The following is a 16291-nucleotide window of genomic DNA, read 5'->3' as shown; positions in this document are numbered from 1 at the left end:
CCCACATTTGGACTGTGTTTCTTCAGGGAAACCGCATAAAGAAAAGGCCTGGCTTTTCGTGGAGCCGGGCCTTTTCCGTGTTGCTCTTTTATCAGCTGCGTTCGAGGGCCAGGGCTACGCCCTGGCCGCCACCGATGCACAGGGTCGCCAGGCCTTTCCTGGCATCGCGCTTGATCATTTCGTGCAGCAGGGTGACCAGCACGCGGCAGCCTGACGCGCCGATGGGGTGGCCGATGGCGATGGCGCCGCCGTTGACGTTGACCTTGTCCGCATCCCACTCCAGCTCTTTACCTACCGCCAGGGATTGCGCGGCAAAGGCTTCGTTGGCTTCGATCAGGTCCAGGTCGGCCAGGCTCCAACCGGCTTTGTCCAGGCAGCGGCGGGTGGCTGAGACCGGGCCGATGCCCATGATTGCTGGGTCGACGCCCGCGTTGGCGTAGCTGGCGATACGGGCCAATACCGGCAAGCCGAGGGCCTTGGCCTTGTCGGCACTCATCAGCAGCACCGCAGCGGCGCCGTCATTCAGGCTGGAAGCATTACCGGCGGTGACGCTGCCGTCTTTCTTGAACGCCGGCTTGAGCTTGGCCAGGGATTCGGCGGTGGTGCCGGCGCGAGGTTGCTCATCGACGGCGAAGGCAATCGGGTCGCCCTTGCGCTGGGGAATCAGGATCGGCGTGATCTCATCGACAAAACGCCCGGCCTCGATGGCGGCGGTGGCTTTCTGCTGGGACGCGGCGGCGAAAGCATCCTGGGCTTCACGGCTGATGCCGTATTTGTCCACGAGGTTCTCGGCGGTGATGCCCATGTGATAGTCGTTGAACGCATCCCACAGGCCGTCGGTGATCATGCTGTCGATCATCTTGGCATGGCCCATGCGCAAGCCCGTGCGCGCAGCAGGCAGTACGTACGGTGCCAGGCTCATGTTCTCCATGCCGCCGGCGATGATGACCTCGGCGTCACCGCAACGGATGGCCTGGGCGCCCAGGTGCAGGGCTTTCAGGCCCGAGCCGCAGACCTTGTTCAGGGTCAGGCTCGGCACGGCGTGGGGCAGTCCGGCGAGGATCGAGGCCTGGCGTGCAGGGTTCTGGCCGGAACCCGCGGTGAGTACCTGGCCGAGGATGACTTCATCCACTTCGGCTGGGTCCAGACCGGTCTGCTCCAGCAGGCGACGGATCACGGCGGCGCCCAGCTCCGGTGCTGGAATGGTGGCCAGTGAACCTTGAAAGCTGCCCACGGCGGTGCGGGTGGCAGCAACAATCACGACGTCTTGCATGGAATCTGTCCTCACTGGAAGTGCATTTCTGGAACGTGGTCCGGGACGATCAGTTTACCGGCGGTCTTGCTCACAATCTCTTCAACGCTGACGCCAGGTGCGCGTTCCTTGAGGACAAAAGCGCCATTTTCGATTTCCAGGTACGCCAGGTCCGTCAGTACACGCTTGATGCAGTTGGCACCGGTCAGCGGCAGGCTGCATTGGCTGAGCAACTTGGACTCACCGTCCTTGGAGGCGTGGGTCATGATCACGATGATGTTTTCCGCACCGGCCACCAGGTCCATGGCGCCGCCCATGCCCTTGACCAGTTTGCCGGGGATCATCCATGAGGCGATGTTGCCGTGTACGTCCACTTCAAAGGCGCCAAGCACGGTGAGGTCGACGTGGCCGCCGCGAATCATCGCGAAGGATTCGGCGGAGGAGAAGATCGAGGCGCCGATGCGCGCCGTCACGGTCTGTTTGCCGGCATTGATCATGTCGGCATCGATGGTGTCTTCGGTAGGAAACGGGCCCATGCCGAGCAGGCCGTTTTCCGACTGCAGCATGACTTCCATGCCTTCGGGGATGTAGTTGGCAACCAGGGTCGGAATGCCGATGCCCAGGTTGACGTAGAAACCGTCCTGCATTTCGCGGGCGACGCGTTGAGCCATTTGTTCGCGGGTAAGAGCCATTTTAGGAGTCCTTATTGTTCGGGCTGGGAGCGGATTATTTGCGCACGGTGCGCTGTTCGATGCGCTTCTCGAACGTGCCGCAGATGATCCGGTCGACGTAGATGCCAGGGGTGTGGATCTGCGCCGGGTCCAGCTCGCCCGGTTCGACGATTTCCTCGACTTCGACCACGGTGATCTTGCCGGCGGTGGCGGCCAGCGGGTTGAAGTTCTGGGCGGTGTGGCGATAGATGACGTTGCCGAAGTGGTCGGCTTTCCAGCCTTTGACGATGGCGAAGTCGCCGGTGATGGATTCTTCCATCAGGTACGGGCGACCGTTGAATTCGCGGGTTTCCTTGCCTTCTGCAACCGGAGTACCGACGCCGGTGGCGGTGAAGAAGGCGGGGATACCGGCGCCGCCTGCGCGCATTTTTTCCGCCAGGGTGCCTTGGGGGGTGAGGACCACTTCGATTTCGCCGCTGAGCAATTGTTTCTCGAACAGGGCGTTTTCACCGACGTAGGAAGCGATCACCTTGCTGATCTGCTTTTCTTCCAGCAGCACGCCCAGGCCAAAGCCGTCGACGCCGCAGTTATTGGAAACCACGGTGAGGTCACGGGTGCCTTTGCGCTTGATCTCATTGATGAGGTTTTCCGGAATACCGCACAGGCCGAAACCACCGGAGAGCACGGTCATGCCGTCTTCCAGGCCTGCCAGTGCTTCCTCGTAGGACGCCACGCGTTTATCGAAACCTGCCATATGCACCTCTTTTATTGTTTGTGGGCCAGCCAATGAATCGAGTGTTGCGCCGACGGATTGATTTGTTAAGTTGTTTTTTAAGGTTGATTGATTTAGAAAACAGCATAGTCAACCCGCCGCCCGGAGTAGCGCCATGACCGTTAAACAGATGCGTGCCTTTCTGGCCGTGGCCCAAAGCCTGAGTTTTGCCGCCGCATGCGAGCGCCTGCACCTCTCTCAATCGGCGTTGAGCCTGACCATCAAGGGCTTGGAGGAAGGGCTGGGCGGGCGCTTGTTCAGCCGCAATACGCGCAACGTGGCCCTCACGCCCGAGGGCGAATCCCTGCTGCCCCTGGCCCGTCGGCTGATGGCCGATTGGGACAATGCCGAGGACGAACTGCGTCAGCTGTTCACCCTGCAACGCGGGCGGGTGACCGTGGCGGCGATGCCGTCGTTTGCCGGCAACCTGCTGCCGCCGATCCTGAAGATATTCCGCGCCCGTTACCCCCAGGTGAACGTGACGGTGCATGACTTGATCAACGAGCAAGTGCTGGAGATGGTTCGCGACCGCCATGTGGAACTGGGCGTCGCGTTTGAACCCTCGGAAGGCTCGTCGCTGGCCTTTACGCCGTTGTACCTGGACCGCTTCATTGCGGTGGTGCCCGGTGATTCACTGCTGGCACAGTGTGCCGAGGTCGACTGGAAAACCTTGCTGGAGCATCCGTTTATCACGTTGCAGCGGCCTTCCACGGTGCGGGTGATGCTGGAGGAGCACCTGGGGGCCTTGAAGATGAAGTTGCCGGTGGCCTTGGAAAGCCATCAATTGGCAACCGTGGGCAAGATGGTCGCCAGCGGCCTGGGTGTCAGCGCCGTACCGGCCTTGTGTGCGCAGCAGATGCAGGAGGCGGGGGCGCATTGCATCACCTTGACCGATCCGGTGATCGAGCGGCCGATTGGCGTGCTGACCAAGCCTGGGCATGAACTGTCAGCGGCGGCGCAGGTGTTGTTTGATATTTTTCGGGATGAGGCGGGGAAGGGCAGGTTTCCGGCGGTGTTATAAAACAGGTATTAAAAAGCCCGCTCGAATAAACCAGCGGGCTTAAATTTAAAGGTGCACTGTTATCAGCAGTATCTATCAATCACTTTAACTTGCGATTGGCCTTTGAGGTTCTGCCATTCGGTATTAAGTGTGTGGAATACTTGCTCGATAAAGTTGCGATCGGCCGCGGCCTTCTTGCCGACATAACCCTGGCCACGGCGGTACATCTTCAGGCGCGCCGCCAGTTCACGGTTATTGCGGTCGAACTCGGCTTCTTCGGTGTGGGGCGCCAGGCAGTCGATTTGCACTTCGCCCGATTTGCCAATCCAAAGGATATGGTCGTCGAGTGTGTCTTTCTGCGCTGCGAACATCTCAGCCAATTCATCGATAGTTGGTTGGTTGTTCAGATTCATGTGTAAGCCCCTTGACCAGTTGGCGATCTATCAGTTGATTCCGTTAAAACTGCTTAGTTGTCTCCGGCTTGGAAAACCGGGCGTCAGTGACGGTCTGCCGAATACGGGCAGGGTCTTGAACCTGATGCATGTAGTCTTGCTGATGAACTGCTACGCAATGGTTTCATAACGAAGACAAGCCGCATTTGAGCGCCTTGTACCGATCCTTTCGGGTCGGTCAGCTTCATCAATCTGCCTTGTGGGCAGTGCACATCCGGAAAAAACAGCTCGGCGGTCAGACGAGCTTGTTCAAAACGCTTGTTACCAACGCTCCCGATCCGGGAGACGTCTAGATCATGCAAGGACAAAAAGGTTACGTCAACGCTTATGTAGTGATTATTTTTGATCACTACATAATTCGTCGTGGCTATGGGGAGATACGGCAAATACGTGACTCGAGCGTCATTTTTTGCGCTGGACGGTCGCTATGGCTGAGGTGGGGTTGACTGCAGGCGGTCTGCCAACAAGGGCAGAAGCTGTTCGCACGAGGTTTCGATCTTTACCTGCAACAGCTCATCACCCCGGGTCTTGCCCAGGTTGATGGCGAGTACCGGTTTGCCCTGTTCGATCATTGCCTTGCACAGGCGAAATGCGGAGTAAGCCATCAGCGATGAACCTACCACCAGCAGCCCCTCGGCATGCGCTACCGCCGCCATCGCCCTGGCCGCCGTCGCCGGTGCGACGTTCTCGCCAAAAAACACCACGTCCGGTTTCAGTCGCTCACCCTGGCAATGGGGGCAGCGGGGGACCTGGAAGCGCTCTTCAAACGCGGGATCAAGCAGGGTGTCACCATCAGGCGCCTGTACCGCATGGACTTGGGCCAGGTACGGGTTATCGATTTCCATCTGGCGCTGGATCAGGTCGCGGGTGCTGTGCAACTGGCAATCCAGGCACAGCACCCGGTGCAGGCTGCCGTGCAGTTCAATCACGTCATGGCTGCCGGCCTGGTCATGCAAGGTGTCGACGTTTTGCGTGATCAGGCCGCTGATGTGCTGGCGTTGTTGCAAGGTCGCCAGTGCCCGGTGAGCGTTGTTCGGCTGGGCGATACGTACCCTCGGCCACCCCAGCATCGCCCGTGCCCAATAGCGCCGCCGCGCCTGGGCGGTGGCGAGGAACTCCTGGTACATCATCGGCGCCTTGCCCCGGCGCACGCCTTCGCTGTCGCGGTAGTCGGGGATTCCCGAGGACGTGCTGATGCCCGCACCGGTCAATACCAGGAAGCGCCGTTCGGACATGGCGCGGTGCAGGGTGTCGAGGTGGTCCTGTTGATGTTCCAGGGTGTCGAGCATGGGGTCCCCTATTCGCCGCGGATGTACTGCTCCAACTGCTTGATCAGGTCTGCCTGTTCGGCGATGGCTTCCTTGACCAGGTCACCGATGGAGAGCAGGCCCAGCAGTTTGCCGTCTTCGACCACCGGCAGGTGGCGCAGGTGACTGTCGGTCATGATGTTCATGCACGCTTCGACACTTTTATGGGTATCGACGGTTATCACCGGCGAACTCATGACCTCATGGACCTTTGTAGTGACCGACGACAGGCCCTTGAGCATGATTTTGCGTGCGTAATCGCGTTCGCTGATGATCCCTACCACCGTGCCTTCCTTGACCACCGGCAAGGCGCCGACGTTTTTCTCCGACATCCGCACCAGCGCCTCAAACACAGTGTGGTCCCATTGGATGGTGTGGACGTCCTGGTTTTTCTGGTCCTTGGCTTTGAGCAATTGTGCGACGGTTTTCATGGCGGCCACTCCGGTGTTGTTGTTATCCCCTACAGAATCCTAGACGGCACTCGCCGGGGCAAGGTCCAATGCGGCGTTAAACCCGTCGAAAAACGTCATTCGCCGGTTTTTTTCGCCTTTCACCCGGTTTTTTTCGGTTTCCTGGCGCGCTCTGGGCCAGTGGCGGTCTTGCGAGGGGCCGCCTTGCGCTTCTTTTTCCACGGCGCAGCACCTCGGCCTGCCGGGCTGGCCGGCCCGGTGATGGTCATGCGCATGCCGTTGCAACGCGCCACTTGCTTGCTCATCCACGCCGCTTGCTTGGCGACGAATTCTTCCAGGCTCATCTCGCCGCTTTGCACCATGTCCAGCGCCTGCTCCCAGATCGCGGTGGTGCCGGGGTCGGCAATGGCGCGGGGTACCGCGTCGATCAGGCTGAAGGCTGCCGGGGTGGCCGACAGCGCCTTGCCGTTCTTCACCAGGTAACCGCGGTCGAGCAACCCCTGGATAATCCCCGCACGGGTGGCTTCGGTGCCGATGCCGGTGGTGTCCTTGAGCTTTTGCTTGAGCAGCGGGTCTTCCACCAGCTTGGCGACGTTTTTCATCGCCTTGATCAGGTCGCCCTCGGTGAAGGGCTTGGGTGGTTGGGTCCACAGGTCCTTGAGGTTGACCTTGGCCACGGCGTAATCCTGGCCCTGCACCAGTGTCGGCAAGGCCTGGGGTGCCGGTGCTTCACGGCCCTTCGCCGGAGCCAGGGCTTCGGGCAAGGCACGTTTCCAGCCTGGTTCGATCACCACTTTGCCCACCGCACGCAACGCCTGGCCCGCACAGTCGAAATCTGCCTGGGTGCGATCGTATTCATGGTTGGGCAGGAACTGCGCCAGGTAGCGCGCGCGAATCAAGGTGTAGACCGCACGGTGCTTTCCGGTGAGTTGGCCGACGTCCTTGCCGGCGCCGGTGGGAATGATGCCGTGGTGCGCGCTGACCTTGGCATCGTTCCAGGCCCGTGAGCGGCGTTGGGGATCGATATGGGGCATCAGCTCATGGACTGCCGCATCCCCACGGCCCAATGCGGCGAGAATCTTCGGCGCCTCGCTGTGCTGGCTCAATGGCAGGTAACCACAGTCACTGCGGGGGTAGGTGATGACCTTGTGGGTTTCGTAGAGGGACTGGGCGATATCCAGGGTTTCCTGGGCGCCGAGGCCGAGCTTCTTCGAGCAGATTTCCTGCAGGGTGCCGAGGTCGAAAGGCAGGGGGGCCACCTCGCGCATGCGTTCGGTGCGCAGCTTGATCAGGCGTGCGCTGGCGGCGTTGGTCATGGCGTCGGCAGCGTCCCGGGCCAATTGCGGGTTAAGGCAGCGGCCTTGGTCGTCACAGGCATCCTCGGTCGCGCGCCATTGTGCGGTAAACGTCATGGATTGGTGGCGCAGGTCCACATCAATGGCCCAGTACGCCACGGGCACGAAGTCGGCGATGCTGCGGTCGCGGTCCACCACCAGGCGCAAGGTCGGTGTTTGCACCCGGCCCACCGGCAGCACGCCCTGATAGCCGGATTGGCGCCCCAGCAGGGTAAACAGGCGACTCATGTTCATGCCGATCAGCCAGTCGGCGCGGGAGCGGCCCAGGGCCGAGTGGTACAGGCTGAAGGTTTCGGCGCCGGGCTTGAGCGCCGCCAGGGCCTTGCGGATGGAGGCATCGTCCAGCGCCGACAGCCACAGCCGCTGGATCGGCCCGCGATAGCGGCAATGCTCGACCAGTTCGCGGGCGATCATCTCGCCTTCACGGTCGGCGTCGGTGGCGATCACCAGTTCCTGGGCTTCCCCCAGCAGGCGCTTGACGGCCTTGAACTGGCTGGCGGTCTTGGGCTTGACCAGCATCTTCCATTTTTCCGGGACGATCGGCAGGTCGGCCAGTACCCAGCGTTTGTATTTGGCGTCGTAGGCGTCGGGCGGGGCGGTTTCCAGCAGGTGGCCGATGCACCAGGTGACGGTGACCCCATTGCCCAACCAGCAACCGTCGCCGCGGCGACTGGCGCCGAGCACGGCCGCAATATCCTTGGCCTGGGAGGGTTTTTCACAGAGGTACAGCCGCATGGTCAGCCCATTCGTTACACAGTTGAATGCAGAGCAGGATGGGCAAAAGAAGGGAATTGAGCAACTGTTATCTGTATGGATGTACAGTTTAAAGTTTCAAGCTGCAAGCTTCAAGAAAGAGCCGATTGGCTTTTACTTGGCGCTTGCAGCCTGCCCCTTGAAGCTTATTCAGTTGTTATCGATATCCACGTGCCGCGTTTCCTTGAGGCAGAACATCCCCACGATCAGGCTCACCCCCGTCACCACCACCGGGTACCACAAGCCATAGAAGATATCCCCGGTGTACACCACCAGCGCAAACGACACGGTCGGCAGGAACCCGCCAAACCAGCCGTTACCGATGTGGTAGGGCAGGGACATCGAGGTGTAGCGGATACGCGTTGGAAACAGCTCCACCATCAGCGCCGCCAGCGGGCCATAGCACATGGCGGCGATCAGGATCAGTACCACGATCAGCACCACCACCATCACCTTATTGACCTGTGCCACATCCGCCGAAGTCGGGTAGCCGGCCAGGGCCACTGCACCGCGCAGCGCTGCCTCGTCGAAGCCGTCGATGCGCACTTCACCCACGCTGACCTGCACCGGGCTGCCGGCCGGGGCGGCGGCACTGCTGTACGGCAGGCCTTGCTTGACCAGGAAGGTCTTGACCTTGTCGCACGGGCTGTCAAATTTCGCCTTGCCTACCGGATCGAACTGGAAGGTACAGGTGGCCGGGTCGGCCAGCACGGTGATCGGTGCCTGGCGGCTGGCCTGGTCCATCGCCGGGTTGGTGTAGTGCGCCAGGCCTTTGAAGATCGGGAAGTACAGTGCTGTGGCCAGCAGCAGGCCGAGCATCAGCACCGGCTTGCGACCCACCTTGTCGGACAGCCAGCCAAAGAAGATAAAGAACGGCGCGCCGATCACCACGCTGATAATCAGCAGCATATTGGCCAGGGCAGGGTCCATCCGCAGGAACTGCGTGAGGAAGAACAACACGTAAAACTGCGCCGCGTAGAAGGTCACCGCCTGGCCGCCGTTGATGCTGAACAAGGCGATCAACACGACCTTGAGGTTTTCCCACTTGCCGAAGGATTCACGGATGGGCGCCTTGCTGGCCTTGCCTTCCTCTTTCATCTTCAGGAACGCCGGCGATTCATGCAGGCTCATGCGGATCCAGGTGGAGATGCCCAGCAGCACGATGGAGAACAGGAACGGTATACGCCAGCCCCAGACTTCGAACTGATCGCCGGTGAAGTACCGGCATGCCAGCACCACCAGCAACGACAGCAGCAAACCGAGGGTCGCGGTGGATTGAATCCAGCTGGTGTTGAGGCCGCGTTTGCCGGCCGGCGCATGCTCGGCCACATAGGTGGCCGCACCGCCGTACTCGCCGCCCAATGCCAGGCCTTGCAGCATGCGCAGCACGATCAGGATGATCGGCGCCGCGATGCCGATGCTGGCGTAGGTTGGCAGCAGGCCGACGCAGAAGGTCGCCACGCCCATCAGGATAATGGTCACCAGGAACGTGTACTTGCGCCCGATCATGTCGCCCAGGCGGCCGAACACCAGCGCACCGAACGGGCGTACCACAAAGCCGGCCGCAAAGGCCATCAAGGCAAAGATAAACGCCGTGGTGTCGTTGACCCCGGCAAAGAACTGCTTGCTGATCACCGCCGCCAGGGCGCCGTAGAGGAAAAAGTCATACCACTCGAACACCGTCCCCAGGGACGAGGCGAAGATGACTTTTCTTGATTCGTTACCGGTGCTCGCGTTGGTGGCCGAGCCCAGGGTTTGAGCATGTTCTGACATCGGGAAGCCCTCACAGTGATTATTTATTGTTGTTCCACTGTCGGCGCCAGGCTCAGCGCCGCTATTTCTCAGTTCCTTGCAGGAGCGAGCTTGCTCGCGAACGTTGTCAACAATTACGCGGGAAACCCGGAGGGCAGCGGCGCTTTTGCGTTTTTCGCGAGCAAGCTCGCTCCTACAGTGTTCGGCGAAAGGATCAGCTGCGCGGCTTTTTCCGCGATCATCAGCGTCGGTGAACAGGTATTGCCGGAGGTAATGCGCGGCATGACCGAGGCATCGGCGATACGCAGGTCGGGCACGCCATGCACGCGCAACTGGGCGTCGACCACCGCGTCTTTATCGCTGCCCATGCGGCAGGTGCCGACCGGATGGAAGATCGTCGTGCCGATACGCGCAGCGGCTTCGTGCAGTTGTTCTTCGGTTTGCAGCGAATCACCCGGCAGGTATTCCACCGGCTTGAACTGGCTCAGGGCCGGTGCGGCGACGATGCGTCGGGTCAGGCGAATCGCGTCGGCGGCCACCCGCAGGTCCTCCGGGTGGCTGAGGTAGTTGGGCCGGATCAGCGGCGCATCCGCCGGATTGGCCGAGCGGATATCGATGCGGCCACGGCTTTGCGGGCGCAGGTCGCAGACCGAGGCGGTAAACGCCGGGAACCCATGCAGTGGTTCACCAAAGCGCTCCAGGGACAGCGGCTGCACGTGGTATTCGAGGTTGGCCGAGGTCTGTTCCGGGCCCGAACGGGCAAATGCGCCGAGCTGGCTGGGCGCCATCGACAGCGGACCGCTGCGGTCGTACAGGTAGCGCAGGCCCATGCCCATCTTGCCCCATACGGTACCGGCGATCTGGTTCAGGGTGCGGGCGTTTTCCAGCTTGTAGATCAGCCGCAGCTGCAGGTGATCCTGCAGGTTGCCGCCGACGCCTGGCAGTTCATGCCGCACGTCGATACCCAGCGGCTTGAGCACGCTGGACGGGCCGATGCCCGAGCGTTGCAGGATGCCCGGCGAGCCGACGGCGCCGGCGCACAGCACGATTTCCTTGCGCGCCTTCCAGCTCACTGGCTGGCCGTTTTGACGCCCGATCACGGCCGAGGCGCGGCCGTTTTCCAGGACCACGCGGTCTACCTCGACCTCGGTTAGCACGGTGAGATTGGGCCGCTGGCGGATCGGCTTGAGAAACGCCTTGGCCGCGTTCCAGCGCACCCCGGCCTTCTGGTTGACCTGGAAGTAGCCGCAGCCTTCGTTATCGCCCTGGTTGAAGTCGCTGATCGTGGCAATGCCGCTTTGCGCTGCGGCGTCCCGAAAGGCGTCCAGGATCGGCCAATGCAGCCGCTGCTGCTCGACTCGCCATTCGCCGCCGTCACTGTGGAATTCCGAGCTGCCGGCAAAGTGGTTTTCGCTCTGCTTGAACAGTGGCAGCACGTCTTTCCAGGCCCAGCCACCGTTGCCTGCCGCCGCCCAGCCATCGTAGTCCTGGGCCTGGCCGCGCATGTAGATCATGCCGTTGATGGACGAGCAGCCGCCGAGCACCTTGCCCCGTGGGTAACTCAACGCACGGCCTTGCAGGCCTTCCTGTGCTTCGGTCTTGAAGCACCAGTCGGTGCGCGGGTTACCGATACAGAACAGGTAGCCGACGGGGATATGGATCCAGGGGTAGTTGTCGCGGCCACCGGCTTCAAGCAGCAGCACGCGGTGGGCGGGGTTGGCGGACAGTCGATTGGCGAGCAGGCAGCCTGCGGGGCCGGCGCCTACTACCACATAATCGTATTCAGCAGCTGCAATGGGCATCTGAGGTCTCGCTTGTTTTTCTTATTGGCTCCATCCTAGTTGTTAGTTTTCGTCTTAAAAATGTTAGTTTTTACCCAGCTGCTGTGCGTTTTTAAACAGCGCTATCCGGGCCATGCAATGGAGGCGACATGTTCGACTGGAATGACCTGCGGTATTTTCTGGAGTTGCAGCGCAGCGGCCGCCTGCTCACCGCCGCGCAGCGCCTGAAAACCACGCACGCCACGGTGGCCCGGCATATCGAAGCCATCGAGAAGAGCCTCGGCACCGCGCTGTTCGTACAGCACGCCCAGGGCTACGAACTGACCCCCGCCGGCGAAGCCCTGCTCAAACACGCCGAGGCCATGGAAAACGTCGCGCTGCTGGCCGAGGACGAATTGACCCACGCCGCTGCACCCCTGGGCAAGATCCGCCTCGGGGTGGCCGAAGGGTTGGGGGTGATGTTCCTCGCCGGCCGCATGGGCGGGCTGTTCGAGCGCTATCCCGGATTGGAAGTGGAACTGGTGGCGGTGCCGCGCTTCGTCAGCATCCTCAACCGCGAGGCGGAAATCAGCATCCACCTCGAACGCCCCAGCGTCGATCAACTGGTCACGCGCAAACTCACCGATTACCGCCTGGCGCTCTATGCCAGCCGCGCTTACCTGGACCGCAATCCCCCTATCGAAAAACGCGAAGACCTCGCCGCCCACGCCTGGATCGACTACGTCGATGACCTGCTGTTCAGCCAGGAGCTGAAGTTCCTCAGCAGTTTCTGCCGTAACCCCAAGGTGGTGTTCCACAGCACCAGCGTCATCGCCCAGCACCAGGCCGCACGCTCCGGATTGGGGATTGCGGTGTTGCCGTGCTTCATGGCGTCGGGCGACCCGCAGCTGGTGCCGTTGCTGCCGGGGGAGGGGATCCAGCGCAGCTACTGGATCAGCTCGCGCCGGGAGTTGCACAAGTCGGTGCGGTTGCGGGTGCTGTGGGATTACGTGGTGGAATTGTGCGCGCGGGAGCAGCCACTGTTGCTCGGCGAATCCAACGGATGAAACCCTTCCACAGTGATCTGTGGTGTGGGTGACATCGGGTTAATCGCGCAATTCGAATTCGGCACTGCCCAATCGCTCTCCATTCACCAGCACATGCACCGCATGCCTGCCGGGATAGTGCTTGCGCGTGGTCAACGCGCGAATATGCTGCTCGCGGCGGATGCTCTGCCGTTCACCCGCGCCCAGCGTAAATGCCTTGAGCTTGAACACCTTGGTCGCGCTGTGCCCGGCGCTTTTGACGTAATCGATGGCATAGTCCACCACCAGTTTCTGTGCAGTGGCAGCGGTGGATTCCAGGCTGAATGACAGGTTGATCCGCTCGCCCAGGGTAATCACCGCCGGCGTCACGCTCAGGTGATGGAGCTTCACCTCGGCCTTGGCGCCTGCGCCCATGATCGTCAGCGCGCGTGTGTTGCCCTGCTTGATCAGGCTGCGCAGCGCATGGCGGGCGATCCAGGCGGTGTGCGGGTTATCCAGGTTCCAGCCTTCGATCAGGCTGAGCACCCAATCCGGGTGGTCCTTGGTGATGTCGTTGAGGTGGTTGGCCACGGATTTGCGTACGTAGAGGCTGCTGTCGGCCTTGAGGTTGTCGAGGATCGACGCGCACAGCTCGGGGTTGGCCTGCACCTTGGCCAGGCGAAACGACCACGGCAGGCGCGGGCGCGAGCCTTCGCTGGCGAGGCGGCGCACGTGATCGTTGTCATCCAGCGACCAGGTTTGCATGACCGCCAGGGTGCGTTCGAAGTCGTGGAGCAAGAAGGGTCTTATGGCGAACTCAGCCGAGCCGAAGGGGGTGAAGTATTTGAGCGCGGCCATGGAGCGCTTGAAGTCATCCAGGCCGTAGCTCGCCACGTAGTGCGGCAGGCACAGGCTGACAAACCCGCTGTTCAGGCGCGGGGCCAGGGCGTAGAGCAGCTTGAGGGTCTGGGCATAGTCCAGCGGGATCACTGCGTGCAGGCTTTCGCTGACTCGCGCCACACGTTGCATTACCGATAACTCGGCGAGCCCGGCCTTGGCGTGCTGGAGAAACCCCTTGGCGTCGAACGCCGGGTACACCGCCGTCATCTCGCTGGCGATGTGTTCCAGGCGTTCGACGTTGAAGATGTCCTTGAGGGCCGGGGCGCTTTGGTCGGTCATCGGTTATTCCGTCGTTAGAGAAACCAGCGGTATTCCCGCGCATGGATTTCTTGTTGAAAGGCCAGGTGATCCTGGCGTTTGTTCTCGCAGTACACGTCGACAAATTCGGCGCCCAGCTTATCGCGCACTACCGGCTGATGCTGCATGGCGCGCACGGCATCGAGCATTTCCACAGGGAAATCGGTGCCGCTATTGCGGTCCTCGTTCAGTGGCGCGATAGGTTCTTGCCTGGCTTCAAGGCCATGTTCAAGGCCGACCAGGATCGCCGCCAGCACCAGATACGGGTTGGCGTCGGCACTGGCCAGGCGATGTTCGATCCTCAGGTTGCGCGGGTCGGAGTCGGGAATGCGCACGCACGCATCGCGGTCTTCAAACCCCCAGCAGGCGCGGGTGGCCGCGTTGACCGTACCGCCCAGGCGGCGGAAGGCGTTGTGGTTGGGCGAGAAGATCGGCATGCAGTGGGGCAGCAATTCCAGGCAACCGGCCACGGCGTGGCGCAGGGGTTGCTGCTGGTGCGCCGCGAGCACATTGTTGCCCGCACCGTCGTACAGGCTGACATGCACATGCATGCCGCTGCCGGGAAATTGCAGGTAAGGCTTGGCCATGAAGCTGGCGCGGTAGCCGTGCTTGAGCGCCACGCCGCGGGTGCTGCGACAGAACAGGGCTGCCCAGTCGGCGGCGCGCAGGCCGTCGTCGAGGTGGCCGAAATTGATCTCGAACTGGCCGGGGCCGAGTTCGGCGGTGATCACCGTGATGTCGATGCCCTGGTCCTTGGCGGTCTGCGCCATGTCGTCCAGCACCTCGCTGAAGCGCGACAGCCGTTCGATATGCAGGTTGGGCTGGTCGTCGGTGTCATCGCTGAGCGGGTCGCGGGCGAATTGCGGCAGGCCGTTGTCGAGTTTTTTGTCGAACAGGTAGAACTCCAGTTCGAAGGCCACCACCGGGTGAATGCCTTTGTGGTGCAGGCGCTCCAGCACCTTGGCCAGGACTTCGCGAGGTTCGAATTCGATCGGCGCTTCGGTGCCGTCCGAGGTGATCAACATCTGTCCCAGCGGTTGCGACTCCCAGCTCACCGGCTTGAGCGTGCCCGGTACCAGGCGGCGGTTGGCATCCGGGTCGCCGTCGTGGAAGCAGTAGTCGCCGATCTTGAACAGCCCGCCCTGAACCCCCAGCAGCACGGCGTTCTGCGGCAGCTTCAAGGGGCTGCCGGCGGCGACTTTTTCCAGCATCTCGATGGGGTAGCGCTTGCCGTAGAAATGCCCGGGAATGTCCAGGGCGATCAGGTCGACATAGCGCACGTCGGGATGGTTCTGGCGAAAGGTCCGTACTTCGGCCAGTAACGTGGAGGCTTGGCTTTTCACGGGTGTTGCTCCTAGTTGTAAACCCACAGCACGCGGGCGGGCAGGTCGGTGAGGTTGGCGTAGCGGCAGTGGGCGAAACTGGCCAGGTGGAAGCTGTCACCGGGGCCGAGGGTGACTGAATCGGCCTCGCCCTCTACCCACAGGGTCAATTCCCCTTCCAGCACAAAACCGGCCTGCTCGGCGCGGTCGCTCATGGTTTGTTCACCGCTGTTGGCACCGGGTGCCAGCAGGCTATCGAGCATCGAGAAGGCGCCATTCATGCTGGGGGACACCAGGATGTCGGTGATGCCGTTGGCGTAATACACCGTGCGGCGTTCGTTGGGACGGGTGACCCAGCTCACGGCCTTGGGTTTGGACAGGCTGTAGAAATAGGTGGTGGGCACATCGAGGGCATGGCTGATGGCGGTGAGATCCGCCACGGTCGGACGCGACAAGCCCCGTTCCACCTGGGACAGGAAGCCCACCGAACGCTCGATCTTCTGTGCGAGTTGGGCGAGGGTGAGCTTCTTGTACTTGCGCAGGTCGTGGATAAGGATCGCCAGGGCGTCGAGTTCTTCTTGCTGGTTCATGAAATTTATATCTAATAATTTCATGAAAAATTACAGGATTTATTTCATGGCGGCAATGGGCGAGATGCGTAAGCCAGTGAATACCCTGTGGCGAGCGGGCTTGTCCCGCGTTGGGCTGCGTAGCAGCCCCATTAAAGAAGACGCGGTGTATCAGACACTCTGTAGCGGCTGGTTTTGGGGGCTGCGTAGCAGCCCAACGCGGGACAAGCCCGCTCACCACAGGGAGATTTGTCAGGGTCTGAAAAGTTGTGTAGATACCTATGCTCATCACAGGCGATCAAGGTTCAACAGGCTGAATGATTTCATGCGCCTGCGGTCGGAACCTGGGTACGCATCATTCATTGAAGGAGCACCCATGAAGTCCAAAACCCTAGCCGCCTGTGTCCTGGTCGCCGCCAGCCTGTCCACCGCCAGCTTTGTCGTGCAGGCCGGCGATACCCCCCAGGAAACCGTGCAGCCTTCGAACATCAATACCCGTGATTTGAAAGAAGGCGACCGTGCCCCGGACATCCTGATGCGCAAGGAGTCGGCGGTCAGCGACTGGAAGAAACGCGGTCTCAAGCAGCCTGAAGCCGACAGCCAGTGGGCCCGTGTGGGCGACAGGTTCGTGCTGCTCAAAACCACCAACGGCACCATCCTGGAGATCACGCCCGTCAAGAAATGACCCGCGTTT

General features: G+C 61.4%; 15 protein-coding genes. 3 read left to right on the top strand and 12 right to left on the bottom strand.

The annotated features are described in order from the left end of the window. Positions 1–91 precede the first annotated feature (91 nt). Genes AC07OP_RS20110 through AC07OP_RS20100 form a run of 3 tightly spaced genes read right to left on the bottom strand, consistent with a single transcriptional unit; the run spans position 92 to position 2677 of the window. A complete protein-coding gene (locus AC07OP_RS20110; RefSeq protein WP_141157243.1) occupies positions 92–1273 on the bottom strand; it encodes an acetyl-CoA C-acetyltransferase in 1182 nt (393 codons plus the stop codon). A gap of 11 nt (positions 1274–1284) precedes the next feature. Further along, a complete protein-coding gene (locus AC07OP_RS20105) occupies positions 1285–1944 on the bottom strand; it encodes a CoA transferase subunit B (RefSeq protein WP_027603173.1) in 660 nt (219 codons plus the stop codon). A 34-nt stretch (positions 1945–1978) separates the two neighbouring features. Next, the gene (locus tag AC07OP_RS20100; protein WP_032886653.1) at positions 1979–2677 is read right to left on the bottom strand and encodes a CoA transferase subunit A; all 699 of its coding nucleotides are present in this window, start codon (positions 2675–2677) and stop codon (positions 1979–1981) included. Between the two features lie 133 nt (positions 2678–2810). Between AC07OP_RS20100 and AC07OP_RS20095 the strand changes: the two genes are divergently transcribed. Beyond that, a complete protein-coding gene (locus tag AC07OP_RS20095; RefSeq protein WP_027603175.1) occupies positions 2811–3716 on the top strand; it encodes a LysR family transcriptional regulator in 906 nt (301 codons plus the stop codon). A 62-nt stretch (positions 3717–3778) separates the two neighbouring features. On the opposite strand, the gene AC07OP_RS20090 is transcribed toward AC07OP_RS20095, so the two are convergent. The 6 genes from AC07OP_RS20090 to AC07OP_RS20065 form a co-directional block, all read right to left on the bottom strand. Then, on the bottom strand, positions 3779–4108 hold the full coding sequence (locus AC07OP_RS20090) for a hypothetical protein (RefSeq protein ID WP_025854475.1): 330 nt from the start codon (positions 4106–4108) through the stop codon (positions 3779–3781). 464 nt (positions 4109–4572) lie between these two features. Then, positions 4573–5436, bottom strand: coding sequence for an NAD-dependent protein deacetylase (locus AC07OP_RS20085; protein ID WP_495102276.1), 864 nt, complete (start codon positions 5434–5436; stop codon positions 4573–4575). 8 nt (positions 5437–5444) lie between these two features. After that, the gene (locus tag AC07OP_RS20080) at positions 5445–5885 is read right to left on the bottom strand and encodes a CBS domain-containing protein (RefSeq protein ID WP_027603177.1); all 441 of its coding nucleotides are present in this window, start codon (positions 5883–5885) and stop codon (positions 5445–5447) included. 119 nt (positions 5886–6004) lie between these two features. After that, entirely contained in the window at positions 6005–7954 is a 1950-nt protein-coding gene (locus AC07OP_RS20075) for a DNA topoisomerase III (RefSeq protein WP_495102275.1), read from the bottom strand. A gap of 168 nt (positions 7955–8122) precedes the next feature. Beyond that, positions 8123–9745: an MFS transporter gene (locus tag AC07OP_RS20070; protein WP_495102274.1), complete on the bottom strand. Its 1623-nt coding sequence runs from the start codon at positions 9743–9745 to the stop codon at positions 8123–8125. 113 nt (positions 9746–9858) lie between these two features. Next, positions 9859–11526: a GMC family oxidoreductase gene (locus AC07OP_RS20065; RefSeq protein WP_495102273.1), complete on the bottom strand. Its 1668-nt coding sequence runs from the start codon at positions 11524–11526 to the stop codon at positions 9859–9861. A 128-nt stretch (positions 11527–11654) separates the two neighbouring features. On the opposite strand from AC07OP_RS20065, the gene AC07OP_RS20060 reads away from it, so the two are divergent. After that, entirely contained in the window at positions 11655–12551 is an 897-nt protein-coding gene (locus AC07OP_RS20060) for a LysR family transcriptional regulator (protein ID WP_495102272.1), read from the top strand. A gap of 39 nt (positions 12552–12590) precedes the next feature. On the opposite strand, the gene AC07OP_RS20055 is transcribed toward AC07OP_RS20060, so the two are convergent. From AC07OP_RS20055 to AC07OP_RS20045, 3 genes are read right to left on the bottom strand one after another with little or no spacing between them, the layout of a single operon-like run. Beyond that, entirely contained in the window at positions 12591–13688 is a 1098-nt protein-coding gene (locus AC07OP_RS20055; RefSeq protein ID WP_495102271.1) for a DNA alkylation repair protein, read from the bottom strand. A 14-nt stretch (positions 13689–13702) separates the two neighbouring features. After that, positions 13703–15049, bottom strand: a complete 1347-nt coding sequence (locus tag AC07OP_RS20050; RefSeq protein WP_141157247.1) for a glutamine synthetase family protein — start codon at positions 15047–15049, stop codon at positions 13703–13705. A gap of 11 nt (positions 15050–15060) precedes the next feature. Beyond that, positions 15061–15618: a helix-turn-helix domain-containing protein gene (locus AC07OP_RS20045; RefSeq protein WP_027603184.1), complete on the bottom strand. Its 558-nt coding sequence runs from the start codon at positions 15616–15618 to the stop codon at positions 15061–15063. A 355-nt stretch (positions 15619–15973) separates the two neighbouring features. Between AC07OP_RS20045 and AC07OP_RS20040 the strand changes: the two genes are divergently transcribed. Continuing rightward, positions 15974–16282 carry an RcnB family protein gene (locus AC07OP_RS20040; RefSeq protein ID WP_027603185.1) on the top strand — a complete coding sequence of 103 codons (309 nt, stop codon included), beginning with the start codon at positions 15974–15976 and terminating at the stop codon, positions 16280–16282. Positions 16283–16291 lie beyond the last annotated feature (9 nt).

The sequence above is a fragment of the Pseudomonas sp. GW821-FHT09D08 genome, assembly GCF_059416305.1.
Note: the sequence above shows the minus strand (reverse complement) of the source record. Positions and strands in the feature narration are given on the sequence as shown.